The sequence below is a fragment of the Burkholderia sp. RF4-BP95 genome (assembly GCF_001521985.1).
In the GTDB taxonomy this organism is placed as follows: Bacteria; Pseudomonadota; Gammaproteobacteria; order Burkholderiales; family Burkholderiaceae; genus Burkholderia; species Burkholderia diffusa.
Genome location: NZ_LOSX01000026.1, coordinates 150,453 through 176,656, shown reverse-complemented (window position 1 = coordinate 176,656; position 26,204 = coordinate 150,453). Strand labels below are relative to the sequence as shown.

At 66.8% G+C, this 26,204-nt stretch carries 18 protein-coding genes; 2 read left to right on the top strand and 16 right to left on the bottom strand.

The window, feature by feature from the left end; translation table 11 throughout:
• Positions 1-30: 30 nt before the first annotated feature.
• The gene (locus WS46_RS10890; protein ID WP_059690524.1) at positions 31-2,163 is read right to left on the bottom strand and encodes a polysaccharide deacetylase family protein; all 2,133 of its coding nucleotides are present in this window, start codon (positions 2,161-2,163) and stop codon (positions 31-33) included.
• A gap of 685 nt (positions 2,164-2,848) precedes the next feature.
• Positions 2,849-4,930, bottom strand: coding sequence for a hypothetical protein (locus WS46_RS10885; protein ID WP_059690523.1), 2,082 nt, complete (start codon positions 4,928-4,930; stop codon positions 2,849-2,851).
• Positions 4,931-5,163: 233 nt separating this feature from the next.
• Between WS46_RS10885 and WS46_RS10880 the strand changes: the two genes are divergently transcribed.
• Positions 5,164-6,282 carry a LuxR family transcriptional regulator gene (locus WS46_RS10880; RefSeq protein ID WP_059690522.1) on the top strand — a complete coding sequence of 373 codons (1,119 nt, stop codon included), beginning with the start codon at positions 5,164-5,166 and terminating at the stop codon, positions 6,280-6,282.
• A 48-nt stretch (positions 6,283-6,330) separates the two neighbouring features.
• On the opposite strand, the gene WS46_RS10875 is transcribed toward WS46_RS10880, so the two are convergent.
• Positions 6,331-8,520 carry a TonB-dependent siderophore receptor gene (locus WS46_RS10875; RefSeq protein WP_059690521.1) on the bottom strand — a complete coding sequence of 730 codons (2,190 nt, stop codon included), beginning with the start codon at positions 8,518-8,520 and terminating at the stop codon, positions 6,331-6,333.
• 646 nt (positions 8,521-9,166) lie between these two features.
• Here WS46_RS10875 and WS46_RS10870 point away from each other — a divergent pair.
• Complete coding sequence (locus WS46_RS10870) at positions 9,167-11,371, top strand: LamG-like jellyroll fold domain-containing protein (RefSeq protein WP_059690520.1); 2,205 nt, start codon at positions 9,167-9,169, stop codon at positions 11,369-11,371.
• A gap of 76 nt (positions 11,372-11,447) precedes the next feature.
• On the opposite strand, the gene WS46_RS10865 is transcribed toward WS46_RS10870, so the two are convergent.
• The 13 genes from WS46_RS10865 to WS46_RS10810 form a co-directional block, all read right to left on the bottom strand.
• Entirely contained in the window at positions 11,448-12,635 is a 1,188-nt protein-coding gene (locus tag WS46_RS10865) for a M20 aminoacylase family protein (RefSeq protein ID WP_059690519.1), read from the bottom strand.
• A 50-nt stretch (positions 12,636-12,685) separates the two neighbouring features.
• Positions 12,686-14,155 carry an aldehyde dehydrogenase family protein gene (locus WS46_RS10860; protein ID WP_059690518.1) on the bottom strand — a complete coding sequence of 490 codons (1,470 nt, stop codon included), beginning with the start codon at positions 14,153-14,155 and terminating at the stop codon, positions 12,686-12,688.
• 61 nt (positions 14,156-14,216) lie between these two features.
• Positions 14,217-15,542: an FAD-binding oxidoreductase gene (locus WS46_RS10855; RefSeq protein WP_059536213.1), complete on the bottom strand. Its 1,326-nt coding sequence runs from the start codon at positions 15,540-15,542 to the stop codon at positions 14,217-14,219.
• Positions 15,543-15,544: 2 nt separating this feature from the next.
• Positions 15,545-16,279 (bottom strand): cupin domain-containing protein, encoded by a 735-nt coding sequence (locus WS46_RS10850; protein WP_059690517.1) that lies wholly within the window; start codon positions 16,277-16,279, stop codon positions 15,545-15,547.
• Between the two features lie 90 nt (positions 16,280-16,369).
• Positions 16,370-16,825, bottom strand: coding sequence for a helix-turn-helix domain-containing protein (locus WS46_RS10845; RefSeq protein WP_059690516.1), 456 nt, complete (start codon positions 16,823-16,825; stop codon positions 16,370-16,372).
• A gap of 11 nt (positions 16,826-16,836) precedes the next feature.
• Complete coding sequence (locus WS46_RS35245) at positions 16,837-16,986, bottom strand: hypothetical protein (protein ID WP_156443117.1); 150 nt, start codon at positions 16,984-16,986, stop codon at positions 16,837-16,839.
• A 25-nt stretch (positions 16,987-17,011) separates the two neighbouring features.
• A complete protein-coding gene (locus WS46_RS10840) occupies positions 17,012-18,289 on the bottom strand; it encodes an FAD-binding oxidoreductase (RefSeq protein ID WP_059690556.1) in 1,278 nt (425 codons plus the stop codon).
• 166 nt (positions 18,290-18,455) lie between these two features.
• Positions 18,456-20,327: an ABC transporter ATP-binding protein gene (locus WS46_RS10835; RefSeq protein ID WP_059690515.1), complete on the bottom strand. Its 1,872-nt coding sequence runs from the start codon at positions 20,325-20,327 to the stop codon at positions 18,456-18,458.
• Positions 20,327-21,286, bottom strand: a complete 960-nt coding sequence (locus tag WS46_RS10830; RefSeq protein ID WP_059690514.1) for an ABC transporter permease — start codon at positions 21,284-21,286, stop codon at positions 20,327-20,329. Before WS46_RS10830 ends, WS46_RS10835 begins: the two co-directional genes overlap by 1 nt.
• A gap of 30 nt (positions 21,287-21,316) precedes the next feature.
• On the bottom strand, positions 21,317-22,270 hold the full coding sequence (locus WS46_RS10825) for an ABC transporter permease (RefSeq protein ID WP_059690513.1): 954 nt from the start codon (positions 22,268-22,270) through the stop codon (positions 21,317-21,319).
• Positions 22,271-22,349: 79 nt separating this feature from the next.
• Positions 22,350-23,933: an ABC transporter substrate-binding protein gene (locus WS46_RS10820; protein ID WP_059690512.1), complete on the bottom strand. Its 1,584-nt coding sequence runs from the start codon at positions 23,931-23,933 to the stop codon at positions 22,350-22,352.
• Between the two features lie 107 nt (positions 23,934-24,040).
• On the bottom strand, positions 24,041-24,259 hold the full coding sequence (locus WS46_RS10815; RefSeq protein ID WP_059690511.1) for a hypothetical protein: 219 nt from the start codon (positions 24,257-24,259) through the stop codon (positions 24,041-24,043).
• 367 nt (positions 24,260-24,626) lie between these two features.
• Positions 24,627-26,165, bottom strand: a complete 1,539-nt coding sequence (locus WS46_RS10810) for a methyl-accepting chemotaxis protein (protein WP_059690510.1) — start codon at positions 26,163-26,165, stop codon at positions 24,627-24,629.
• Positions 26,166-26,204 lie beyond the last annotated feature (39 nt).

Below are 26,204 nucleotides of genomic sequence, written 5' to 3'. Positions count from 1 at the left end.
CTCCCCCGTTGGCAGACGAGCTGACGTGCGTCAGTGCACCTTTGCGCTCGTGAACGACAGCGATTTGCCCGTGCCCGCGATGACCAACCAGTTGTTCGGATCGGTGGTGACGATCGTCGCGCTCCCGCTTTTCACGCTCGGCAACTGATACGTGCTTTTCGGCAGCAGCCAGGTCATGTCCTGCAGGCTCGTCGGCTGCGTCGCGCTGAATGTCCAGCTGGTTCCCGTATCGGTCGCCGTCCAGTTCACCAGAAGACGGCGCCGGTCGAACTGCGTGAGCTGGTCCATCGTGAACCACTTGAACTGGCCGGTCGTCGCGAGCGACGCCGCGTAGCTGAGAAACGTCGTCACGACGTTCGGATACCATGACGCGCCCAGCGGGTGCATGTAGACCAGCCGGCTCGTTCGGTTCGCGACGACGAAGTCCATCAGCGACAGATACCAGTTCTGGACATCCGTCGTCGGCACCGCGAACTCCTGGAACTCCTCGAACGTCGCATACTTGCCGAACGGCATCACCGGAAACGCCCAGATGCCCGGATTCAGCAGCGAACCATTGCGATACGCCCGCGTTTGCGCGTTGCCGGTATGGCCGGTGAAGTAGTAACCGGAATAGCCGTTCGATTCGAGCCAGTTCACCGCCCACGTCGGCGTGTTGCCTTCCGGCGCCGCCCACTCGACGTCCGGCCTGCCCGTCACCGACTGGACCGCATTGTGGTTCAGCACCAGATATTGCGTGAACGTGCTCGCGTTCGTTTCACTGGCGTTCGCCCCCCAGTAGTCATGCGCCCACCCGCCGTGGCTGCCGATCTTGTGCCCGCGCTTGAGCAGGAACGCGACCAGTTGCTTCGCCTGCGTATTGTTCGTCAGGTTGATCCCGAGACCGTCGCCGATCGTCACGTCGTCCGGGCCAGCCGTCATCACGATCGAGTACGGGCCGCTGTTCCAGATACCGAAGTTCTTCAGGTACTGCGCCGGCTGGATCTGATCTTCCGCGCAGAAGTGCCAGTTCAGGACCATCCCGGCCTGCGCGCGCGGCTGCAGCGACAGGTGCGGCATCGACAGGATGTTCGTCGTGAAGTAACGCAGGAAGCCGTGAATCGGCATGCTGTCGGTTTGTCCGTCGAGATACGCGAGCGGCAGGTTGACGAACATCACGCCGCCGTTTCCATACGCCTGATAGCCGGCGACGAGACCGAAGTTCGGCGACGTCAGCAGCGTCGTGCCGGTATACGTGCCCTGCGTGACGTAGCTCGGATACGTGAGGAAGCCGTATACGTAGCCGGAAATGCCTTCGAGCACGTCCGTCGTCGCCGACGGCGTCGCAGTCGCGAGCGACGCCGCGCCACTCACCGCGGTCGATACCGACGACAGCATCGTCGATGTCGGCGCATACGATCCGGATCTGACCTTGCGCCCCGTCGACACGCGCCCAAGATTCAGCGGCACGCCGGTCATGCGCCGGTTTTCCATCTTGTACGTGAAGTACGTCTGATGGTTGTACCCGGCAAGCCCGCCCGGGTTCGATGTGCTCGGCTGCAGGAACAGCAGCTGATTCGTCGTCGAGCCGGTCGAGGAAGTCGACGTGGTGGCAGCCAACGTCGTCGCGGCCGTCGTCGAACCGGACCATGTCATGGACTTCCCGGGCGGAACCTGCAGCGCGCGCAGCGTGCTGCCCATCCCGGTCACGGGGCCGAGGCCGATCATGCTTCCGCCGAGCGTATCGTAGAGCACGTAGTTGACGCCGGCCATCGAGCTGAATCGCGATTGCCCGGCCGGATAAAAGCCAGTCGCATTCAGCACACCGAAATCATAGACGAGCATCACGCGCCCGCCATTCAGTGCGTAGTTCTGGATAGCGGTCACGAGCGTATCGTCGGCGACCGTATGCACCTGGTCCGGCAGGATGAGCCCCTGATACTGCTGCAGCGACGTGCCGCCCTGCTTGAATTGCGTGTCGCTGATGAGCGAGATTTGCAACCCCTCCTCCGCCGCCGAATCGAGCCACGCCGACACACGCGGATCCGGCAGCGTAAAGTTGTCCGGCAGCAGCAACAGCAACTGGTTCGACAGCGCATTCGCCGGCCCGGCTGCGAACGTCATCAGGCAAACGGAAAAGACGATCAGAAGGGCCCGTAGGGTCCGAATTGACTTGGCCAACATTGTTCTCTCCCGACGGAGGTGGGATGACTGCCGATGCCCGACACGTCGCTGCCGCCGCGCTCCACCCATCGCGATCGGGCGAGCGGTGGCCGGGCCGTGTGGCGCCATCGGCTGAAGGGGAGAGCGAACGTGCCGCGTTTCGGACACGTCTCGGCAACGCAAGTACATCGATTCGTCGGACGATCGCAAACGCGCGGCAGCTGTCGTTCCCACCACAACCGATGAAGCTAACAACGTGCCAGTCTCGCAATCACGCTGCCGCAACGGCCCCCGGCCATGGAAAGCGCACGGAACGGGAAAATCGCGCCAAAAACGTTACAGCGTCGATACGGTGTACGTGGCGGCGCAATGTGACGAAGCAGACGGGAAGCGTCGCGATGGACGATTTGAGGCATCTGGCGCGGCGTCGCGTGGGAATCGCAGTCGCTATCGCCCTGGTTGGCCATCAGCACGCGCCCGAAATCAACGGAAAATGATTCTGTCGAGTAACACCGGCGCTGCACGCGTGCACTGCGTGACCTTTTCCGAGTCATGCCTGATGCAGTGACAAGAAAGATTTCACGCAAGAAAGTCGTTCAGGAAGTGGCGCACGCCGACTCGCCACGCCATGACGCAAAAGGGGCTGGCGGGATCAAAATTCACCCCGCCAGCCTCATTCTCAACGGGCGTATCTGCCCGACCTCCGTCACTTGTCGTATTCGAAGGACTCGGTAAAGACCGTGTCGATCGTGTCGGACCAGCCCAGGTTCACGAACGAGAAATCGGTGCCGCCCGTCCAGCCGACCACCGACGGGAACGCGACGCCCTGATCGCCCGTCACGTTGAGCGTCACCGCCGCTCCCGGCAGGACCGGCGACGCCTGTGCCGAACCGTTGACGAACGTCGGCACCGTCTGCCCCGACGCGGTTGCGCGAATCTGCACGTTGCCGCGCTTGACGAACGGCAGCCCCGCCTTCGACGTCCAGCTCAGCGGGAACGTCGCGCCGCCCGCGAACGTGCTGGCGGTGCCGGGCGTCAGGCTGTCGCGCGTGGACTGCGCCAGATCGTGCCACGCATACTGGCGCAGCGCGTCGGGCAACGGCGACGGCGTACGCAGCCGGACCGTATAGTGCCGGGCCGGCGCCGACGTGTCGCCGTTCTGGTAGACGTCGATCGTATAGGCGCTGAACGGCTTGATGTCGGCCAGCTCGGCGGCGCTCAATTGCGGCTTCGCCCATGCGGTATTGTTGCGCGGCGCATCGCCGGGCCACGTGAACAGGCCCTGGCTGGCAGGGTCCTGCGCGACGCCGGCCAGACGGAAATTGTTGCGGCACAGCGCATTCTTCGTCAGCGCGGCGAGCTGGGCCGGCGTCTGCCCGCTCGCGATTTGCGCGCGGATGTTCAGCGTGTCGCACGTACCGCTCGACGGCTGGAGGAACACGCCGTTGCGCAATCCCGGGCCGGTGACGATCGCGAAATCCACCGCGGTGCCCGATGCATCGACGGTGCCCACCTGCAGGTTGAGCGAATCGACGAACGCGTTGGTCCCCGTCGACGGATTGGCCGGATTCAGCCAGTCCCATTTCTGCGCGTTCGCGTTGACCTTGCTGAGCACCGCGCGCTGATTGCCGACCACGCGCCAGCCGGTATCGCCGCTCGCGAGGCTGCTCGCCTGCACCGCGAGTTGCACATGCTGCTGCATGCCGTCGCGAATGCCGTCGGTGCGCGTCCACGCGAGCTTGACCCACATCGTGTCGCTGGCGACGACGCGAATGACTTCCGGCAAGCTGAAGCTGGCATTGTTCATCGCATCGTCGGCCACGATGCCCGGCGCGCCGCCGGCATGCGCGCCGAATTCCTGGTCGACCGACATGCCGTTGTTGAGATAGGCAGCGGGCACGCCTGCGTTCAGTGCGCCCGACGCGACGCCGTCGACGAAGATCCGGCCGCACGCCGGGACGTTGCCCGCCGCGCGCGCCGCGCCGGTCGAACCGGCGAAACACTGATTGAGCGCGCTCTGCAATCCCGCCAGGTCGCTCGCGCTCGGCAGGTTCGACATCACCGTGCCGTTGATGGTCGCGGCGGCCGGCAGGCTGGCCTTGTCGCTCGGCTGCGGCGCGACACCGGGCGCGAGCTGAAGCTGCACCGGCGTATCGCCGGACGCGCCCGCCACCGAGCTGATCTGCACGCCGCCATCCGGCAACACGTTGATCTTCACCTGGTCGAGCAGCCGGTCGAGGCCCGGCCCGCCGGCGGTCAGCGGGCCGGAAATCAGGTCGACGCCCGTATTGCCGGTTGCGGTCAGCAGGTCGACCAGCGCCGACGCATACGCCTGCACAGTGTTGGCGACCGCCTGGGCGGTGACCTTGCTCTGCAGCAGCCCGGTGTCGGCCAGCAACTTCGTCGGGTTGTCGCCGATGATCGTGGCGGCGATCGCATTCGTGATCGGCGTGATGTTGATCGTCTGTGTGCCGGCCGTGGCACTGAGTGCGATCAGCGTGGCTTGAGAATCCGCGACGTTGCCGTAAGCGGACAACGCGAAAGGCGCGGTCAGCCCGGTCACGGTGCAATGAAACGCGCCGGTCGTGGCGTCGGCCGGACAGTCGACCGATTTGCCGGTCGCATCCATGAGTTTGACCGTCGCGGCCTGCATGGCCGCGCCCGCGGCCGCGACGCCGCTGACCGTCTGTGCAGCGGGTTCGGACGGTGACGAAGATGAGTTGCCGCCGCCTCCGCAAGCGGAGACCACCAGCGCTGCGATACCCCACACGACAGGTTTGAGTTTCATTGTTTTTCCCCTGTGATTCTTCTGGTTATCAGGTGCGATACGCGACGCGCATGCACGCTGATCGGAATTCTCGCAAAGGCGATTTTTGCAATCATCATTCAGGTGAATGAAAATCCGGAAACAATGCGGTACTGAAGGAAAATAACCTGTGTTAGCCTGAAACAAATTCGGTATTCGAATCAATATTCGTCAGATAAAACATACATACAAAATCATTACGCGGCGGGGGCAACATGCAACGGGACCAGCTCATCGGGGACCTCTACGAGGCCGCCCTGTACCCGGATGGTTTTCTCGAAGTCTTCCATCGGGTATCCGAATCGCTCGGCGCAAACATCTTTCATATGTTCAGCTGGGACGCCGCGCGCAATGCCCCGAAATTCTCGATCTATTCGCCGCGTGCCGAACTCGACTCGATCGTCGCACTCTACGACCAGTATTACGGTGCACTCGATCCGCGCCGCGGCTTCGTCGAGAACGCCCCGCTCGGCGAATTCGTTTGCTGCCAGGATCATCTGACCGACCGCGATGTCGAGCGCAGCGAATTCTTTCAGGATTATCAGATTCCGTCGGGCATTCGCTACCTGATGGGAATGCGCTTCGCGCGCCCGGGCAGCGACGACATCCTGCTCGGCTTGCTGAGAGCGCACGGCCGGCCGCCTTATTCGTCAGAGGAACGCGCGAACCTGACGGGCATGGCCGGGCATCTGCAACGCGCGATCAACCTCTGGCAGGACGCGAACGTGCTGCGTCGGGACGCTGCGCTCGGCAACGAACTGATGGCGGAACTGGGTTTGTCCGTCTTCACGCTCGACCGGCATTCGCGCGTCGTATTCGTCAACCGGGCGGCAGAATCGATGCTGCGCGCCACCACTTGCCTCAAGCTCGAGCACGGCCATCTGAGCGCGACGAGCGCGCCGCAGAACGATGCGCTCAAGGCGGCCGTGGCACGTGTCGCGCAGACCCGCAAAAGCGAGAACCTTGCCCTGTCCGGGACCGTGAGCGCCGCGCACGAAATCTTTCTCGGCATCGCTTCGCTGTCCGGACAGGCACGCCATGGCGCACTCGGCGACGCGGCGATACTGATCACCGCCAGACGTCGCAGCACCACCCCGCTCGTCGTCGCGCAGCAACTGCGGCAGGCATTCGGCTTGACGAGCGCCGAAGCGGCCGTCGCCGAAGCATTGATCGGCGGCAAGACGCCGGAGGAATGCGCCGCCCTCGCCGGCGTGTCGCTCTCGACCGTTCGCACGCAGTTGCGCGCGATCTACGAGAAGACGCATTCCCGAAATCAGGCCGAGGCGGTCGGGCGGATGCTGTGGGTACTCCCGCAGCACGTGCGCGACGGGTGATCGCGCGAAACCGCGAGCCACCGACGTATCGAAAAACAGTGGCCGCGACTACCAGTTGTATTTCGCGCTCGCCAGCACCGTTCGCTCGTTGCCGAACACGCATACCGCGTACGACTGGCAGCCGCTGACGTAGCGCCGGTCGAACAGGTTCGCGACATTCAACGCGAGCCGCCAGTGACGCAGGTCGTAGTGCATCGCCAGGTCGTACAGCGTGGTGCTCGGCACCGTCAGCGAATTGTCCGGCGCACCGGCCAACGCGCTCTGGTAGCGCACGCCGGCACCGATCCCGACGCCCGCCAGCGCGCCGCCGTGCCAGGTCCAGTCCGCCCACAGCGACGCCATCTGTCGCGGCAGCGGCACCGACACCGGCCAGTTGTTCAGCGACGCATCGTTCGCCTGCACGTTCTTGACGTCCTGGTAGGCGTACGACGCGACGATCGACAATTCGCGCGTCACCTTCCCGACCGCGCTCAGCTCGACACCGCGCGAACGCACCTTGCCGGTCTGCACGGACGACGTGCCGGTGGGATCGAGACTCGCCGGCGTCGGCGTCACGACGTTGGTCTGATCGATCCGATAAACAGCCGCCGTGAGCATCAGGTTCCGGCCGGGCGGCTGCCAGCGCAGCCCGGCCTCGGTCTGCTTGCCGCGCGTCGGTTTCGGCAAGCCGCCGCCGTACATGCGCACGCCGATCACCGGGTCGAACGACGTCGAGTAGCTGACGTAGGGCGCCAGCCCCGCATCGCCCTGCCAGGTGAGCCCGATGCGCCCGGAAAATGCACTGACGTCCTGCTGCGTGCCGGTGCCGGCCACGCGGTCGTCGAAGCGCGCGCTCACGCGATCCTCGCGGCCGCCGAGCGTGAGCGTCCAGCGATTCCAGCGGATCTGGTCCTGCGCGTATGCGCCGAGCGTGTTCATCGCCGTGTACTGATCGAAACGCCCGAGCGACGTCCGGCCGGAGAAGATCGCGGCCGTCACCGGACGATAGACCGGGTGGTACAGGTTGAGCGACGGCGCCAGCGCGAGCCACACGCTGTTGGTCGTGGTCTGCCGGTCGAACTGCAGGCCGAGCAGCAGCGTGTGTTCGAGCGGGCCGGTGGCAAAGCGCGCCTGCGCGCGATTGTCGATGTCCAGCCGGCTGTAGTTCAACTGGAACAGCCCGGCGGTGCGCATCATGTTGGTCGTGCTGCCGGGTACGAGCCCGTTGCCGAATACCGTCGCGTCGTCGAGCGACAGCCGCGACCAGCGCACATCCTGCTGCAGCGTCCATATCGAATCGACGCGATGCTCGAGCGCGTAGCCGAGCGACCATTGTTTCTTTCGATAGTCGTTGAACGCCGGGTCGCCCATGTAGATGTCCTGCGACAGGCGGCCGTTCGGGTTCGGCAGCACCGTGCCCGACGCCGGCAGGAAGTTCGACGAGATGTCGCCGTGATCCTGCAGAAACGAGGCGGACACCGTCAGCGACGTGTCGGCCGTCGGCCGCCAGCGGAACGACGGCGCCACCGCGACGCGCCGGTCGGCGTTCGGGCCGGTCGCCGCGTTGCCGTCGCGCGCGACGCCGACGAAGCGATACGCATACTTGCCGTCTGGATCGAGCGTGTCGCGGACGTCGAGCATGGTCTCCTTGCGCGCGTCGTTGCCAATCCGCACGCCGACTTCGCGAATGCGCTCGCCGTCGGCGAGCTTGGTGTGCGCATCGACGATCGCGCCGGGCTCGCCCGCACCGTACAGCACCGACGTTGGCCCGCGCAGCACGGCGATCGAGTCGATCGTGTAAGGATCGACGCGCCAGTTCGCGATGACCGCCGTGTTCGGCGCCGGCACGCCGTCGACATACAGCGTCGGCGTGAAGCCGCGCAGGGCCGCGTACCAGTCGGTCCGGCTGTCGGCGCCGAACGTCGCGAAACCCGGCACGTAGCGCAATGCCTGGTTCAGGTCGGTCGCGCCCGTCATCTCGATCTGCTGAGCGGTCACGAGGTTGGTCGTCTGCGGAATCTCGGCGACGGGCGTGTCGGTCCTGGTCGCGGTGGCCGTGCGCAACCCGACCAGCCCGAGCGACGCATGGTCGGCCGCGCCTGTCACGTCGATCTTCGGCAGCAGCGCCGCCGCGTCGGCTGGCGGCGCCGTCGCCGTATCCGATGCCTGTGCGTGTGCGCTACCTGCGGCCGCCGCGCACAACGTTCCCCCGGCCGCGATCGCGATTGCGCGTCGCACCGAACCTGTCGCCTTTCCCATCGTTTCGATACTCTCCGTCGTGCCGTCGTGCCGTCGCGGCCCCGCCGCCGCGTGTGCTGCCCGCCGCGCACGAATCGGTGCGCGTCAATCGATTGGGGCGTTTTCGCGCGCGTGAATGATATCGACCGCGGAGTGCGCGCCTTATGAAAAGGCACATGAACGCGATCCCCGTATCGCGGGTGCAGGAACGTTCACGATGTACCGTTCCCTCGCCTGTGTCGCGTCCTCGCGCCGCCCTCCGGTTCTTTTCATTCATCGCGCGGTGCCGACGCCGTTTCACCAGCATGCGCTAGCCGCAGCCCCTTGGCCCTGAAACGATCTGAAACCCGCAACATGTCATATGTTGTGCGACAACATAATGAAATAGTGGGAATCTATCGCTTTGGATACCTGAAAAGCTTGCCGCTCGCCGGCCGGCGACGATCATATCTCGCAAACGTTTCAATCACCATTCATTTCCGTATTCTTAGCATGTTAATCAACAAATTCATCACAATCCGCATCTCGAAAATATGCCATCCCCAGCGCCAGCTCGTGCTCGAAAACATCGACGCTTCCAGTACAATCCGCACTGTCATGCGATGACTGATTTCAAATGGCGCTGCCACTTTTCAGCTGAGTCCCGTCAAGGAAGGACGTACACCACATGAACGACTCGCAGCTTCGGCTTGAATCCGGCGCGCGCATTTCCCGGCGCACCTTCCTTTACAGCATCGGCGCGCTCGCGCTTTCCGCTTGCGGCGGCACGGGGGCGAGCGAAAGCGTCGCCGGCACCGCGGCCGGCAACCGTGCGCTCGCGCGCGTGGCCACGGGCACGTCGGCCATCGCCACGAACCACGCGTTCGCGCACCCCGGCCTGCTGCACACCCAAGCCGATTTCGAACGGATCGCACAGAAAGTGGCGGCCGCCGCATCGCCCTGGCGCGAAGGCTGGAACACGTTGATCGCGAACGGGCATGCGCAGTTGTCGTGGTCGCCGCGCCCGCAGGCCGTCGTCACGCGCGGCGGCACCGGCTCGCAAAACTACCCGGTGCTGTACAAGGACATCGCGGCCGCATATGCGTGCGCGCTGCGCTGGAAGATCTCGGGCGACACCGCATATGCGGACAAGGCCGTGCAGATCATGAATGCGTGGTCGTCGACGCTGCAGCATCTCGCCGGCGATTCGAACGTCGATCTGGCGGCCGGCATCTACGGCTACGAATTCGCGAACGCCGGCGAGATCATGCGCACTTACCGCGGCTGGGCCGCCGCCGACTTCGCCGCGTTCCAGGCGATGATGGCGACCAGGTTCTACCCGATCAACGCCGATTTCCTGAACCGCCACAACAACACCGACATCACGCACTACTGGGCGAACTGGGATCTGTGCAACATCGCGTCGATCATGGCGATCGGCGTGCTGTGCGACGACCACGCGAAGTTCGACGAAGCCGTCAACTACTTCATCGACGGGCCCGGCAACGGCGCGATCGCGCAGGCCGTCTATTATCTGCATCCCGGCCATCTCGGCCAATGGCAGGAGTCGGGCCGCGACCAGGGACACAACACGCTCGGCATCGCGCTCGGCGGTGCGATCTGCGAAATGGCGTGGAACCAGGGCGTCGACCTGTACGGGCACGACAACAACCGATTCCTCGCGGGCGCCGAGTACGTCGCGAAGGCGAACCTCGTGCAGCCGGACGGCACGTTCCTTCCGGTGCCGTACGCGCCGTATGCGAACGTCGACGTCACGCAGGCGCAATTTTCGACCGCCGGCCAGGGAGTGATCCGCCCGTGCTGGGCGCTCGTCTACAACCACTACGTGAACCGCAAGGGGCTGTCCGCACCGTGGTCCGCGAAGTTCGCGCGCGCGATCCAGCCCGAAGGCGGCGGCGGCAACTACGGCGAAGCGAGCGGCGGATACGATCAACTCGGCTACGGCACGCTGACGTGCACGCGCGACCCCGTTGCGCCCGCATCCGCACCGAGCGGACTGACCGCGTGGCCGGCCGCCGAGCGGGTCGTGCTGTCGTGGTGGGGCGTCGCGAACGCAGCCAGCTACGACGTGAAGCGTGCGTCCGTCTCCGGCGGCCCGTATACGACCGTTGCCAGCGGCATCGTCGATCCGCTGACGTACACGGACACGCCCGCGCAAGGCGTCTGGTACTACGTGATCAGTGCGCGGACTGCGGCGGGTGAATCCGCGAATTCGCCGGAAGTCGCCGCGTCGACGGCGCTGCAACTGCATACGCTGCTGACCTTCGACGAGACAGGCGGCACGATTTCGGCGGATGCAAGCGGCAACGGCCATGCGGCCACGCTCGCCGGCGGCGCATCGCACGTCGCGGGAAAGCGCGGCAACGCGGTGTCGCTCGACGGCTCCAGCGGCTACGTCGCGCTGCCGAACGACATCGTCGCCGACATGTCGGACTTCACGATCGCGGCGTGGGTCAACTGGCGCGGCGGGCAGACGTGGTCGCGCATCTTCGATTTCGGTTCGGGCACCGGACGCTATCTGTTCGTCACGCCGAAAAGCGCACACGGGACGATGCGCTTCGCGATCACGACCAATGGCGGGCATGGCGAGCGCACGATCGACGGCAACGCCGCACTGCCGGCCGGGCAATGGGCGCACGTCGCGGTCACGCTTTCGGCCACGACCGCGACGCTCTACCTGAACGGCAATGCGATCGGCTCGGCGAGCGACGTCATCTTCGCGCCATGGCGCATCGGCAAAACCGCGCAGAACTGGATCGGACGCTCGCAGTATCCGGGCGACCCGTTCTTCAACGGCGCGATCGACGAATTTCGCATCCATCGCGGTGCGATGTCGGCCGCGCAGGTGAAGGCATTAGCTCAAGGCGCTTGACGCGTGCCCAGGTTCCGGATGGGCGTCGCGGCGGGCCGCGTCTCCGCTGCCCGCCGCTGCGACATCGCGCACGCACTCACGGCGATCGCCTGAAGTAATGCTGCGCCAGCGCGACCCAATACCGGACTCCGGCCGGAATGATGTCGTCGTTGAAATCGTATTTCGGGTGATGCAGCGCCGGTGCGGCCGTTCCGGCCGGCGCGTTGCCGATCAGCACATAAGCGCCGGGGCGCTCCTCGAGCATGAAGCCGAAGTCTTCGGACGTCATGTTCGGCGGCACGTTGGCGTCGAGACGTGCGTCGCCGAAGGTGTCGCGAATCACCGCTTCGCAGAGCGCGGTCTCGGCCGGCGTATTGACCGTCGCCGGGTAGTACTGAAAGAACTCGACGTCGACTTGCGCGCCATGAGCGTGCGCGAGCGCCTCGCACATGAGCCGCACGTCGCGCTGCAATTGTTGCTGCAAGGTCGACGACAGCGTGCGAATCGTCCCGCGCAGCTCGGCGCTGTCCGGAATGACGTTGTCCGTCGTTCCCGCATGGAACATGCAGACCGAAATGACGGCCGGATCCACGGGATCCTTGTGCCGCGCGGCGATGGTCTGACACTGCAGCACCATCGAACAGGCGAGCGGGACGGGATCGATGCCCAGGTGCGGCTGCGCCGCATGCGCGCCCTTGCCGGTCACCGTGATCCTGAACCGACAGCCCGCGGCCATGATCGGCCCCGTGCGCAACCCAAAATGCCCGGCCGGCAAACCGGGCCAGTTGTGCATGCCGAATACCGCTTCCGTCGGGCATTGCTCGAACAGCCCGTCGTCGATCATCTTCCGCGCGCCCGCGCCGCCCTCTTCGCCGGGCTGAAACACGAAATGAACCGTGCCCGGCAACTGCGGCAGGTCCTTCAGCACGCGCGCGGCGCCGAGCAACATGACGGTATGCCCGTCATGCCCGCACGCATGCATGATTCCCTGCGCGCCGGACGCGTGCGCGAAATCATTGGCTTCCTGGATCGGCAGCGCATCCAGATCCGCACGGAGCACGATTCCGCGGCGCGGGTCCGCACCGGGCAGGCTCGCGACCACGCCCGTGCCGCCCAGCCCGCGTGTCACCGCATAGCCGAGATCGTCAAGCTCGCGTGCAACGACGTTGGCCGTCCTGTGTTCCTCGAATCGCAACTCGGGATGCGCATGCAGGTCGCGACGCAAGGTCGCCCAGTGCGCGTGATGCGCTTTCAACGACGTCTCGGGAATGATGGGGTTTTCCAATTTCGACACCCTTGCAAGGCAAACCGGTTCAAGTCGGGACTGCGGCCGCGTCAATCATGAAACCCCAGGATCGACTTGACCTCCATGTACTCTTCCATCCCTTCGATCCCGTATTCTCGGCCGTTTCCCGACTGCTTGTATCCGCCGAACGGCGCCTGAGGGTCCCACGCCGGGTAGTTCACGTGCACCTGCCCCGAGCGGATGCGCGCGGCCACCTCGCGCACGCGCTCCTTGTCCGTGCCCTGCACGTGTGCGCCGAGTCCGTAGACCGTGTCGTTCGCGATGGCGACGGCTTCGTCGACGGTGTCGTAAGGCAGGATCGCGAGGACCGGGCCGAAGATCTCCTGCTGCGCGATCGTCATGTCGGTGCGGACATCCGAAAAGATCGTCGGACGCGCATAGAACCCGCGGTCGAATCCCGCCGGCCGCCCAGGGCCGCCGGCGATCAGCTTCGCCCGTTCGTCGATGCCCGCGTCGATCATTTGCGCGACACGGCCGAACTGCGCGCGATTGGCCAGCGGGCCATGCGTCGTCGCCTCGGCGAACGGATCGCCGACGACCATTCGCTCCATTGCCGCGACGGCCAGCGCCTCGACGCTGCCCAGCACGCCGCGCGGCACGATCAGCCGGGTCGGCGCGCTGCACGACTGGCCCATGTTCCGGAACGCGGCGGCAACGCCCGGCACGATGGCGCGCGACAGGTCCGCATCGGGCAACACGATGTTCGGCGACTTGCCGCCCAGCTCCTGCGCGACGCGCTTGACGGTCGGCGCCGCCGCCTGCGCAACCAGCACGCCTGCGCGCGTCGATCCGGTGATCGACACCATGTCGACTTCCGGGTGCGATGCGAGCGACGCGCCCACTTCCGTGCCGCTGCCGCTCACCAGGTTGAACACGCCCGCCGGCACGCCCGCATCGGCGATCACGTCCGCGAACAGCAACGCGCTGAGCGGCGACAGCTCGCTGGGTTTCAGCACCACCGTGCAGCCCGCCGCGAGCGCCGGGCCGACCTTCGCCGTGATCTGATAGATCGGCCAGTTCCACGGCGTGATCAGCGCGCAGACGCCGATCGGCTCGCGCACGATCGCGGTCGTCCCGCGCCGGGTCCGGAACGGATAGCTGGCCAGATTGTCGCGCGCGACCCGGATATGTTCGGCCGCGAGCGGCACGTGAGCGCTGCGTGCATAGCCGATCGGCGCGCCCATTTCCATCGCGAGCGCCATGGCGAAGCGTTCGGCGCGCGCCAGGATCAACGCGTGAATGCGGTCGAGCAACGCGGCGCGTTCTTGCGGCGACGTCGCCGACCAGCGTTCGAACGCCTTGCGCGCGGCCCGCACCGCACGCTCGGCGTCGCGCGCGTTGCCGAGCGGGATGTCGCACAGCACGTCTTCGGTGGACGGGCAGACGACCGCGAACCGCTCGCCGCCGTCAGGCAAAACCCAGTCGCCGTCGATGAAGAAGCGATCGAGCCTGCCGGCTTCCATCAGATGACGAACCGGTGAAGCGATGGGTGAATTCATTGGAGGGTGTCCTTGAGTCGATGGCATGGGCTCGCGAACGGCCGAAGCCGTGGTTTGCCGACTAGAAATCGGCCACCTTGCCCCACGCGGAATCGCCGAACCGGCTCGGCCGATACGGTACCGGGTCCACGATCGGTTGCGCCCCCGTGGCGAGATCCGCGATCAAGTGACCGGCGCCGGGGCCGATGCCGAAGCCGTGACCGGAGAAGCCTGCCGCCAGGATCAATCCCGGCACGCCCGGCACTTCGCCGATCCCCGGCACGCCGTCCGGCGTGCTGTCGACGAACCCGGCCCATGCGTGCGTGATCGTCGATTCGCGAAGTTCGGGCAGCAATTCGACGGCGCGTCGATACGTTTCGGCGACCGTCGGCATGTCGGGCTTCGGATCCAGGATGCGCACCGCCTCCATCGGCGTCGGCGCATCGAGCCGCCACCGCTTCAGCGTTTCGTGGCCGCCGCGCATCCCTTCGAGGCCGCCCGGCAGAAGATTGCGCCAACGCTTCGCGAACATCGGCACGAACTGCGGCGCGAAGCGCAGAAACTGCGGCGTCACGTCCACGCGTGCGCGGCCGCTGATGGCCAGTGCGTAGCGTCCGTCGCCGCGACGCGTCACGGACACGCCCGAGGTGTACAGCGCATCGGGCAGGCGCTGTTCGATGGGCGACACGCTCAGGATCGACTGGCGGATCGACGCCTGCGGAAACCGGATGTCGAGCTGACGGCAAAACGACGACGCCCACGCGCCACCGGCAAGCACGACCGTCCGGGTCCTGATCACGCCGGCTTCCGTGACGACGCCGCTGACGCGCCCGCCCTCCAGCTCGATGCCGCGCGCCGCGCAGTGCTGGTTGACGCTGCCGCCGAGCTTCATGAACGCGGCCGCTACGGCCGGTGCGGCCTTCCCCGGGTCGGCCGTGCCGTCGCTCGGCGAAAACACGCCGCCCTTCCACGGCCGGCCGGTCGCGTGCCCGCGCTCGCCGGCCTGCTTGCTGTCGAGCATGTAGGTCGTCACGCCCGCGGTCTTCGCGAAATCGCCCCAGCTGGCCCAGCGCGACAACTCGGCCTCGTCGTTGCTCAGATACAGCAGCCCGCAGCGATGAAAGCCCGTGTCTTCGCCGGATTCGGCGGCGAAGCGTTCCCACAGATCGATGCTCTTGCTTGCCATCGGCAATTCGCGCTCGTCGCGGTTCTGCTGCCGGCACCAGCCCCAGTTGCGGCTCGACTGCTCGGCCCCGATTCGGCCCTTCTCGACCAGCGCGACCGACACCCCGCGCCGGGCCAGGTAGTACGCGGTGAAGACGCCGATGATGCCGCCGCCGATCACGACGACATCGGCCGAAGCCGGCGGCGTGGACGGCGTTTCGATTTGGCGCAACGGAGGGGACATGTTCAGTCTCGTTCGGTTGATACGTGGACGTTCTGCACGACGTAGAATTTCGCCACGCGCTCGCTGCTTTCCCATCCGATCGATGCGCCGCGCGGCACGAAGAGCGCGTCGCCGGCGCCGAGCGACAGCATGCCGCAGTCGGGCGCGGCGAACCGTACGCTGCCGGCGAGCAGAAGCATGAACTCGTTCACGCGATGCGGGCGAACGATCCGGTGATAGGGCGTCGAATCCCACGTGCCCGCGCAGTATTCGGCGCCGTCGTCGATGAACACGTTGTCGCTGCGGCATTGCGGTGCGGGGCCGAGCAGCACCTCGGCCGGCAGCGATGCGGACGGCTTGAAGCTGGCGTCGGCACGCAGCGGGAACACGCCGCGCTTCGTCGGTTCCGCGCATGCAGCCGCGCAGAACATGACGAGCACGTGCGATTCCGCGATGACGCGAAGCGCCGTGCCGCCGCCGATGACCGCCCCCTCCCCCGGCCCCAGCACCAACGGTGCGGCGCCCGCCGCTTCGAGCGTCAGCTCGCCTTCGACGACGACGAGGGTCTCGATGTGCGGATAACGCGAGACGTCAAGCTCGCCAACGAAACGGATACGCCCCGCGGCCATCGCGTCGGGCCCTTCCCACGCGATCTCCCGATGTCGCGCGAAAGGATCGCGCTCTCCGAATGCCTGCTTGCGAAAGGCGGTTGTATTGGTCATGCCGTCGGCACGATGCAACACGAAAACTGCGGTCATTTCTGCTCCTGCCCAGTGCGCGGCGATGTTGTCGAGAACGCGTCGCGCGGTATCGGAAATCGTTGTTCGCGGACGTCGCCCGCCGCGCGCCTATGCAACGTGACACGACGCTTCGCCGCGTTCGACGCGTGTGCGCGTCGACGAGGTTCGCGCCGGCGCGTCACCCGGCCGGGCGACCACGTAATCGCGCGGCGTGATCCCGAGCACCCGCCGGAAATGCCGGCACAGATGGCTCTGATCGAAGAAGCCGACCTCGGTCGCGACGACCGACGGCGCCAGACCGGCGCTCAGCAAATCCTGCGCACGCCGCACGCGTACGAGACACAGATACCGGTGCGGCGACAAGCCGACTTCGCCGCGAAAGCGCGCGGTGAAACGCGATACGCTCAATCCGGCGACCGCCGCGAGCGTGTCGAGATTCAGCGCTTGCGCGAACGATGCATCGATCGTGCGCAGCACGTCGCCGATCGCCGGCGAGACGGGCTGCGGAACTCGCGGTGCACGCGGCGGCGCGCCGTCAAGCGAATCGTGGAACAGGGTGACCATGCTTGCCGTCCTCATGCGATCGTCTTGACGGCTGCGCCTTGCGCGGCGAAATGCGCGATCGAGCACGGCTCGATCGACGCGGCCATCGTGTCACCGACGCCCGTCCCGTCGCGACGGCCTTCGTCCAAGGCAACAAGCAGGCAAACAAATCGTGCTTTCATATCGAATCCTCCCGGAGCAGCCGCTTCAATGCAGGAAATCCTGCATCCGGTAATACGCGCCGACGAACGGCAAAAACCACGCTTGCCCGAAATGGCCCGGCATCGCCGGCCAGTCGAGTTCGCGCCACGGATTCGCCGCGGCCGCGCCGTACAGCACGTCGGCCATCACGCGGCCCATGTGCACGGACATCTGCACGCCGTGGCCGCTGTAGCCCATCGAGTAATAGAGCCCGTCGTGCTGGCCCGCGCGCGGCAGCCGGTCGGCGGTAATGTCGACCAGCCCGCCCCAGCAGTAATCGAGCCGCACGTTCGCCAGTTCCGGGAAATAGCCGGCCATGCCGGCGCGCAGGATCTCGCCGCTTTTCGCGTCGGAGCGCGGGCTCGACATCGCGAAGCGCGCGCGGCCGCCGAACAGCAGCCGGTTGTCGGGCGTCACGCGGAAGTAGTTGCCGATCTGGCGCGACGTGACGTACGCACGGCGATGCGGGAGCAGCCGGTTCAGTTGCGCGTCGGGCAGCGGCTCGGTCACGACGATGAAACTGCCGACCGGCGCGATGCGCCGCCGGAACCAGGCGAACGGGCCGTGCTGCGACGCGCCGGTTGCGACCAGCACGCGATCGGCGACGAGCGTGCCGCGCGTGCAGGTGATCGCGTGGCGCTCGCCGTCGATCCGCTCGAGCCGCGTGACGGCCGCCTGCTCGTAGATGCGCGCGCCCGCCCGCACGGCCGCCTGCGCGAGGCCGACGCCGAACTTGCCCATATGCATCTGCACGCCGTTACGCTGCAACAGCCCGCCGTGGAAGCCGTCCGAGGCGACTTCATCGCGAATGCGCGACGGATCGATCAATTCGATGTCGGGATCCACGTCACGCCGCAGCGCGTCGAACGTCTTCGCCAGTCCCGCGAAATGCTGCGGCTTCGCGGCGAGCTTCAGCTTGCCGGCACGCCGGAAATCGCAGTCGATCGCATGTTCGGCGACGATCGCCTCGACGCTCTTCACCGCGCTTTCGTAGGCACGATAGAACTGCTTTGCAGGTTCGGCGCCGATCCGCGCGGCCAGCGACGCGTAGTCCTGCGCGACGCCGGTATTGCACTGGCCGCCGTTGCGGCCGGACGCTTCGCCCGCGATCTGCGCGGCTTCGAGCACGACCACCGATACGCCGCGCTGCGCCAGCGCGAGCGCCGCCGACAGGCCGGTGAAGCCGCCGCCGATCACGGCGACGTCGGCGCGCCCTTCGACGGGCCCTTCGCAGCCTGCACGAAACGCGGGGCGCGTATCCAGCCAGTACGATTCGAATTTCATCGGATCCTTCTCGAGCATTCCGTCGACAGCGATCGGTGATCGCCCGTTGAAAGCCATTTAATCACCGTCAAAAAGCGCGGTTGCCGCGTATTCGCGCACGGCGCGCGCACGATCCACCGTTTTGCACGACCGCCGCAGCAGACTATGCGGATCGCCGCGCGGCGCGCTACAAACGCACCGGCTGCACCGGCGCGGCGCCCTCCGCCGGCTCGGCCTGGAAGCGCGCGAGATCTTCCTCGCTGCGATGGCACAACACCTGCGCGCCGTTCTCGAGCGTGCGCAGCGCGGGCGCGGTCCGGTTGCACACGCCGTCCACCCGCATCGCGCAGCGCGACAGGAACGGACACAGCTCGGCGTCGTCGGCGCTCGCGCCGATCGGCACGAGCGGCCGGTGGCAGCGCTCGGCCGCATCGTCGAGCCAGCCCGCGCGCAACTCCGGTGCCGACGACACGAGCAGATGCGAATACGGGTGGTAAGGCGGCGCGCAGAGCGCGTCGCGGCTACCGGTTTCGACGCGGCGGCCCGCGTACAGCACGTCGATGTCGTCGCTGATCGCGCGCACTTTCGCGATGTCGTGCGTGATGAACACGTACGACACGCCGAGCTTCGCCTGCAGGTCGCGCAGCAAATCGATGATCGCGGCGCCGACCACTGTGTCGAGTGCCGACGTGACCTCGTCGCACAGAATCAGGTCGGGCTCGGCCGCCAGCGCGCGCGCGAGATTCACGCGCTGCTTCTGCCCGCCGGACAGCTCGCCGGTGCGCCGCGCGGCCACCGCCTGCGGCAGCCGCACGAGTTCGAGCAGCTCCGCGACGCGCTGCCGTGCACGCGCGCCCTTGATCCCGTGATAGAACGCGAGCGGCCGCGCGAGCGTGCGCTCGACGCTGTGCACCGGGTTGAGCGCGGTATCGGCGTTCTGGAACACGATCTGCACGCGACGGTGCTGCTCCTTGGTGCGTTTGCCGATATCGAGCGCGAGCGGCTCGCCGTCGAGCAGAATCTGCCCGGCCGTCGCCGGCACGAGGCCCGCGATCACCTTCGCGAGCGTCGTCTTGCCCGAGCCCGATTCGCCGATCACGCCGACCGTCTGCCCGCGCCCGATGCGCAGGTCCACTTCGTGCAGGATCACCTTCGCGGGCCAGCCTTTCGCGGTACGGCCGCCGTAGCCGGCGACCGCGCCGCGCACGTCGAGCAGCGGCGACGGCGCGGCGCTCGCCGCTTTCGCATCGCGTTCGGCATCCCTCGGCGTCACCGCCGCGATCAGGCTCTGCGTGTACGGATGCGCCGGCGCATGCAGGATCTGTTCGGTATCGCCCGCTTCGCGGATCACGCCGTCGCTCAGCACGACGATCCGGTCGGCCATCTGCGCGACCACCGCCAGATCGTGCGACACGTATACGGCGCTCATCCCGTAGTGCCGGATCACGCTCTTGAAGGCCTGCAGCACGTCGATCTGCGTGGTCACGTCGAGCGCGGTGGTCGGCTCGTCGAGGATCACCAGCTCCGGATCTGTGATCAGCGCCATCGCGGCCATCAGCCGCTGCAGCTGACCGCCCGACACCTGATGCGGATAGCGTTTGCCGATCGTCTCGGGCTCGGGCAGCGCGAGCGCGCGGAACAGCTCGACCGCCTTCGCCTGCGCGTCGCGCTTCGACAGCGTCTTGTGGATCAGCGCGCTCTCGATCACCTGGTCGAGAATCGTGCGCGACGGGTTGAACGCGGCGGCCGCGCTCTGCGCGATGTACGCGACCTTGCGGCCGCGCAGCGCGGCCAGCGCCGGCGCCGACAACGTGCAGACATCGGTGCCGCCGAGCTTCACCGAGCCGCCCGCGATCCGGCAGCCGGCACGCGCATGGCCCATCAGCGACAGCGCGATCGTGGTCTTGCCGGAGCCCGATTCGCCGATCAGGGCGAGCACCTCGCCACGCCCGATATCGAAATCGACGCCGTGGACGATCGTCGTTTCCTCGCCGCCCGGCCGGCCGCCGACCACGCGCAGCCCGCGCACCTCGACGAGCGGAGTCGAATCGTCTCGCATCAGTGTTCTCCGGCGGCAGCGGCCGCGCCTTTGCGGCGGCCGCGATGCGGCAGGCCGTCGATCAACAGGTTGACGCCCACCGTCAGGATCGCGATCGCGACCGCGGGCATGATCGCGACGGCCGAGCCGTCGCCGAGGCTCGCGATGTTCTCGCGCACGAGCGAACCGAGATCCGCGTATGGCGGCTGCACGCCGAGCCCGAGAAAGCTCAGGCCGCTCAGCAGCAGCACGACGAACGTGAAGCGCAATCCCGTATCGGCGAGCATCGGGTGGATCATGTTCGGGAGCATCTCGACGCACGCGATGTACAGCGCGCTTTCGCCTCGGGCGCGTGCGACCTGCACGAATTCGAGCGTGCTGATGTTGACCGCCAGCGCCCGCGCGATCCGGTACGAGCCCGGCATGTAGCTGACCGCCGCGGTCAGGACCAGGAGCGGCAGCGACGAGCCGAACGCGGCGACGAACATCAACGCGAACATCTTCGACGGAATCGACGTGAGCGCATCGAGCAGCCGGCTCATCGTCTCGTCGACCGCGCGGCCCGACACCGTCGCGAGCAGCCCGAGCGTCGTGCCGGTCAGCGCGGCGAGCAGCACCGCCGCGAGCGCGAGCAGCACGGTCAGACGCGTGCCGTACAGGATCCGGCTCAGCATGTCGCGGCCGAGAAAGTCGGAGCCGAACGGCAGCTTCGCGCTGAACGGCGCGAACACGTCCGGCGTGACGATCGCGCCGACGTCGTGCGGCGCGAGCAGCGGCGCGAACGCCGCGATGAACAGCATCAGGCCGACCATCGACAGGCCGACGCGGCCGCCGGTCGTCAGTTTCACGCGCGCGGCGTGGCGCTTGCGCGGCTGGTCGGGGGCGGGCGCGGCGGGCGGCGTCGCGCCGCTCCACGGCGGAGGCGGATCGCCGGACGGCGGCAGCGCGCTGCTGCGTTGAACGGGTTCGGTCGGGTGCATGGGCGGCATCTCGGAAGAAGGACAGGACGCTCAGGTCCGCAGTCTCGGGTTCGACACGATCGAGCACAGGTCGGCGAACAGCACGAGCGTCAGATAGGCGACGCAGAAGATCAGCGTGCACGCCTGGACCAACGGGAAATCGCGGTTGCCGACGGCGTCGACCATCAGGCTCGCGAGGCCCGGATAGTTGAAGATCGTCTCGACGACGATCACGCCGCCGAGCAGATACGACAGGCTCAACGCGACCGCATTGGCGATCGGGCCGATCGCGTTCGGCAGCGCATGGCGCAGCACGACCCGCGCGGGGCTCGCGCCCTTGAGCACGGCCATCTCGACGTACGACGCGCTCAACTGCTCGATCACCGCGGCGCGCGTCATCCGTGCCATCTGCGCGATCACGACCGCGCACAGCGTCAGCACCGGCATCGCATACGCGCGCAGGAAATCGTGCAGGCTTTCGATCGGGCCGCTGTACGACAGCGCGGACAGCCAGTGCAGCTTCACGGCCAGCACGAGCACGGCGACCGTCGCAATCAGGAATTCCGGCGTCGCGACGAGCGACAGCGTGCCGAGGCTGATCACGCGATCGACCACCGATTCGCGCTTGACCGCCGCGAGGATCCCGAGCAGCAGCGCGATCGGCACCGACACGGCGGTCGTGATCGCCGCGAGCGCGAGCGACTTCGGCAGGCGCCCGCCGATCATCTCCGACACCGGCATGTCGCCCGACAGCGAGCGACCGAAATCGCCGTGCAGCAGCCCCGCGAGCCAGTGCAGGTAGCGCACGTGGGCCGGCATGTCGAGGCCGAACTGCTGACGCAACGCGGCGATCGTCTCCGGCGTCGCGGACTGGCCGAGCGCGGCCTGCGCGGCGTCGCCCGGCAGCAGGTTCGTAATCGTGAAGATGATCGCGGACACGATCAGCAGCGTCAGCGCGGTGACCGCGATGCGCCGGCCGATCAGCCCGAGCAGGATTCGATTCATGAAGCGGCACTCCGGAAAAGGTCGCGCGCGACCGGGGCGGTGACCCGCACCGGTCGCGCGGCGGCGGCACGCGTCGTGCTCAGGCGTTCCACCACACGTGCTCGGCGAACATGAAGCCCATCATTCCGCCGGTCGGAATCGAGCCGAGGCCCGCGAGCCGCTTGTCGTAGCCGTCGAGGAAGCTGATGAAGGCCGGAATGCCGACCCGGCACTGCTGCGCGACGAGCACCTGCATGTCGCCATACATCTGCTTGCGCTTCGCGTCGTCGGTTTCCGATCGCGCGGCGAGCAGCAACTGGTCGAACTTCGCGTTCTTCCAGCCCGACTCGTTCCACGGCGCATCCGACTTGAAGAACTGCGTGAACACCACGTCGGCGCTCGAGCGCGGGTTGATGTTGCCGAAGCCGAGCGGATGCTTCATCCAGTGGTTCGACCAGTAGCCGTCGGGCGACACGCGGTTCACCTGCAGGTTCAGCCCGATCTTCTGGCCGGCCTGCTGCAGCAGCACGGCCATTTCGATCGACCCGTTCGCGTCGGACGTCGCATAGATCGGCGGCAGCGTGGCGCCCAGCGCGCCCGCCTTCTGGAACAGGAACTTCGCCTTGTCCGGATCGTGCGGCCGCTGCGGCAGCGATGCGTTGAAGTAGCGATGCCCCGGCGGGATCGGCTGGTCGTTGCCGATCACCGCGTAGCCGCGGAACACCGCCGAGCGGATCTGCTCGCGATCGAACAGGTACTTCATCCCTTCGACGAAATCCGGGTTCGCGGTGATCGGGTTGTCGCTGCGCACGATCAGGTCGGTATAGAGCCCCGACTTGGTTTCCTGCAGCGCATAGCCCGGCGTCGACGCGACCCGCTGCGTCGAGCGCGGATCGATCGCGTTGATCAGGTGCACGTCGCCCGACAGCAGCGCGTTCAGTCGCGCGGCGCTGTCGCTGATGCCGATCAGCTCGATCTCGTCGAGGTACGGCATCCCCGGCTTGAAGTAGCTGTCGTTGCGCACGCCGACGGTCGACACGCCCGGCTTGAACGATTTCAGCTTGTACGGGCCGCACCCGATGCCGGTGCTGAAGTCGGTCGTGCCGTCCTTGACGATCACGAGCTGCGGCGTCGCGAGGATCACCGGCAGATCGGCGTTCGCGCTGGCGAGCGTGAGCGTGACCTCGTCCGGGCCGCTCGCCTTCGCATCGGCGAACTGATCGGCGAGCGGCTTGACCTTCGAGGCGGTGGCCGCGTTCTTGTGGCGCATCAGCGAGAACACCACGTCGGCCGGCCCGACCGGTTTCCCGTCGTGGAACGTGACGCCTTTACGCAGCTTGATGATCCACGTCTTCGCGTCGGTCGTCTGCAACGACTGCGCGAGATTCATCTGCGGCGTCAGGCTCGCGTCGAGCTGCGTGAGGCCGCTGTAGAACATGAAGAAACGAATGTAGTCGGCGCCCGTCGAGCCCTTTGCCGGGTCGAGCGTATCGGCCGTCGAACTCGATTCGTTCGCGACCCGGATCTTGCCGCCGCGCTTGGGTGCCGGCGCGGCGAACGCCGATTGCGCGTCCATCAGCAGCCCGCCGCCGCCGACGGCCATCATGCCGCCCGCCGCCATGACCCGCATCATGTCGCGGCGCGTGAAGCCGCCCTTGCCGCCGTTGTCGATATCGTCGCTCATCCGAACTGCTCCTGACTGTGGAAAGTGGGTCTGGGATCCAGCGTGGTTCGAGAAATCCGTCGCGCCGCCTGCTGGTAGCGGGCGCGACGTCTGCGCATTGAGTTCATTTAAGCATCGCCAAAATGCGGGTTGTCGCGATTCGGGGCGGCTGCACGATACGATTCGACCGTTTTGGCCCACCTGCGCAGCATGATTTGCTGCGCGGCCACGCGTGCCGCCGTTTGCTCGATGCCGCGTCGCGACGGCTGCGCAGCACGTGCGCGACGAAGGAAATCGTAAAGCGATGCACGCGGCAGATTGCGCCGACAAAATTGGCGATTCGGCATCCGAAGCGCGTTAGGCTCACGCAAACCGCACGTTTGCGTGGAATGCGCACTCGCGGCCCGCGGTGCCCGAAACGACCGGAACGCCCGCGTGCGCATGCGACGGCGGGTGCCGGCCGCGACGACGCCCTCAGCCTGAAAGATCGGGAGATTGCCGCGACGTTGAAGCGGCTTTGCGAGACAACAGGATTACGGCCGGATTGCTCGATGCCGGGCACGAACCCGTGGCGCGGCGCCAGGCCGCGATTCCCCGCCGTGATGCGACCCACGCGGTCGATGCCTGCACGTCGGCGCGCACGCCGGACACATGCCGGCGTGGCGAGAGGGAGAGGAGATGATGCCGTTGCCGGCAGATGCCGGCACGCGGCCGTCAGGCAGCCAGCCTGAACACCGAGACGGCGGCCCGCAACCGTGCCGCCTGTTCATCCAGCGAGGACGCGGCCGCGGCAGCCTGCTCCACCAGCGCGGCGTTCTGCTGGGTCACTTCGTCCATTTGCGCGACCGCGAGGCCGACCTGCTCGATGCCCGTGCTTTGCTCGGCGGAAGCCGCTGAAATCTCGCCCATGATGTCGGCCACCCGGTCGATCGACCGGACGATCTCCGTCATCCGCGCGCCCGCCGTCTCGACGAGCCGGCTGCCGCTGCCGACCCGCTCGACCGACGCCTCGATCAACCCCTTGATGTCCTTCGCGGCCGCCGCGCTGCGTTGCGCGAGCGAGCGCACCTCCGAGGCCACGACCGCGAACCCGCGCCCCTCCTCGCCGGCCCGCGCGGCCTCGACCGCGGCGTTGAGCGCGAGAATGTTCGTCTGGAACGCGATGCTTTCGATCACGACGGTAATGTCGGCGATCCGCACCGATCCGTCCGAAATCTGCCGCATCGTTTCGACGACTTCGCGCACGGCCGCGCCGCCGAGTTCCGTCGCCTCCTTCGCGTGGGTCACGAGCGTATTCGCCTGACGTGCATTGTCGGCATTCTGTTTGACCGTCGACGTGATCTGCTCCATGCTCGCGGCCGTTTGCTGCAGCGACGCGGCCTGTTCCTCCGTGCGCTGCGACAAGTCCAGATTGCCCTGCGCGATCTCGCCGGTGCCGACGGCAATCGAATGGGTCGTGGTCTGGATTTCGGCGATGGTCTCGGTTAGCCGGGCCTTCATGTCGGCGAGCGCGACGAGCAGGCTGCCCGGCGCGGCGTGCGCCGTATCGAACTGCACGTCCAGTTCGCCGGCGGCGATGCGGGCCGCGATCTCGGTCGCGTGCGCGGGCTCGCCGCCCAGCGTCCGTCGGACGCTGCGCAATACGCCCCACGCGATCGCCGCCAGCGCCGCGGCGATGACGAGCGTGATGGCGCCGAGCACCTGCGCAAGCCGCGTGAACGCGGCGTTGATGTCGTCGTAGAAAAATCCCGTGCCGATCCACCAGTCCCACTCCGGAATGGCGACCACGCCCTGGAGTTTCGGCTCCACGTCCGCGTCCGGGCTGCGCTTGATCAGCACATCGACGAGCGCGAAATGCGCCTGGGCCATTCCCGCGCGGTACGCCTCGCTGTCGGTCATGCCGCCGGTCGTGCGGTTGCCCTTCGCGCGGGTGCCGATGAACTTCGCGTTCGGATGCACGAGGTTGACGCCGTCGGACGTCGTCACCCAGTAGTAGCTTTTCGAATTCGCGTTGAGCGCGGACAGCGCGGCCTTGGCCTGCTGCTGGGCCTGATCCCGCGTGAGCGTGCCGTTCGCCTGCATCGCGCGATACGCGTCGACCAGATGCTCGGCTTTGGTCAGAAGAATGACGATCTCGTCACGGCGGCTGTCGATCAGCGCATCGCGCAGCGTGTGCAGCGACATCGCGGCAAGCAATACAACGCCGAGCAACGCCGCGGCGACGAGCATCAGCAGTTTCGTGGACAACTTCATGCGGAGGGCCTCGCGATATTAACCGTTCGGTACATATAT

Bases quoted from the DNA above. Each gene is read 5' to 3' on its own strand.
- WS46_RS10855 (WP_059536213.1), bottom strand. From the start codon at position 15,542: ATGTCCCCTCCGTTGCGCCAAATCGAAACGCCGTCCACGCCGCCGGCT.
- WS46_RS10870 (WP_059690520.1), top strand. From the start codon at position 9,167: ATGAACGACTCGCAGCTTCGGCTTGAATCCGGCGCGCGCATTTCCCGG.
- WS46_RS10825 (WP_059690513.1), bottom strand. From the start codon at position 22,270: ATGAATCGAATCCTGCTCGGGCTGATCGGCCGGCGCATCGCGGTCACC.
- WS46_RS10845 (WP_059690516.1), bottom strand. From the start codon at position 16,825: ATGGTCACCCTGTTCCACGATTCGCTTGACGGCGCGCCGCCGCGTGCA.
- WS46_RS35245 (WP_156443117.1), bottom strand. From the start codon at position 16,986: ATGAAAGCACGATTTGTTTGCCTGCTTGTTGCCTTGGACGAAGGCCGT.
- WS46_RS10820 (WP_059690512.1), bottom strand. From the start codon at position 23,933: ATGAGCGACGATATCGACAACGGCGGCAAGGGCGGCTTCACGCGCCGC.
- WS46_RS10850 (WP_059690517.1), bottom strand. From the start codon at position 16,279: ATGACCGCAGTTTTCGTGTTGCATCGTGCCGACGGCATGACCAATACA.
- WS46_RS10885 (WP_059690523.1), bottom strand. From the start codon at position 4,930: ATGAAACTCAAACCTGTCGTGTGGGGTATCGCAGCGCTGGTGGTCTCC.
- WS46_RS10810 (WP_059690510.1), bottom strand. From the start codon at position 26,165: ATGAAGTTGTCCACGAAACTGCTGATGCTCGTCGCCGCGGCGTTGCTC.
- WS46_RS10815 (WP_059690511.1), bottom strand. From the start codon at position 24,259: ATGCCGAATCGCCAATTTTGTCGGCGCAATCTGCCGCGTGCATCGCTT.
- WS46_RS10830 (WP_059690514.1), bottom strand. From the start codon at position 21,286: ATGCACCCGACCGAACCCGTTCAACGCAGCAGCGCGCTGCCGCCGTCC.
- WS46_RS10880 (WP_059690522.1), top strand. From the start codon at position 5,164: ATGCAACGGGACCAGCTCATCGGGGACCTCTACGAGGCCGCCCTGTAC.
- WS46_RS10890 (WP_059690524.1), bottom strand. From the start codon at position 2,163: ATGTTGGCCAAGTCAATTCGGACCCTACGGGCCCTTCTGATCGTCTTT.
- WS46_RS10875 (WP_059690521.1), bottom strand. From the start codon at position 8,520: ATGGGAAAGGCGACAGGTTCGGTGCGACGCGCAATCGCGATCGCGGCC.
- WS46_RS10840 (WP_059690556.1), bottom strand. From the start codon at position 18,289: ATGAAATTCGAATCGTACTGGCTGGATACGCGCCCCGCGTTTCGTGCA.
- WS46_RS10835 (WP_059690515.1), bottom strand. From the start codon at position 20,327: ATGCGAGACGATTCGACTCCGCTCGTCGAGGTGCGCGGGCTGCGCGTG.
- WS46_RS10860 (WP_059690518.1), bottom strand. From the start codon at position 14,155: ATGAATTCACCCATCGCTTCACCGGTTCGTCATCTGATGGAAGCCGGC.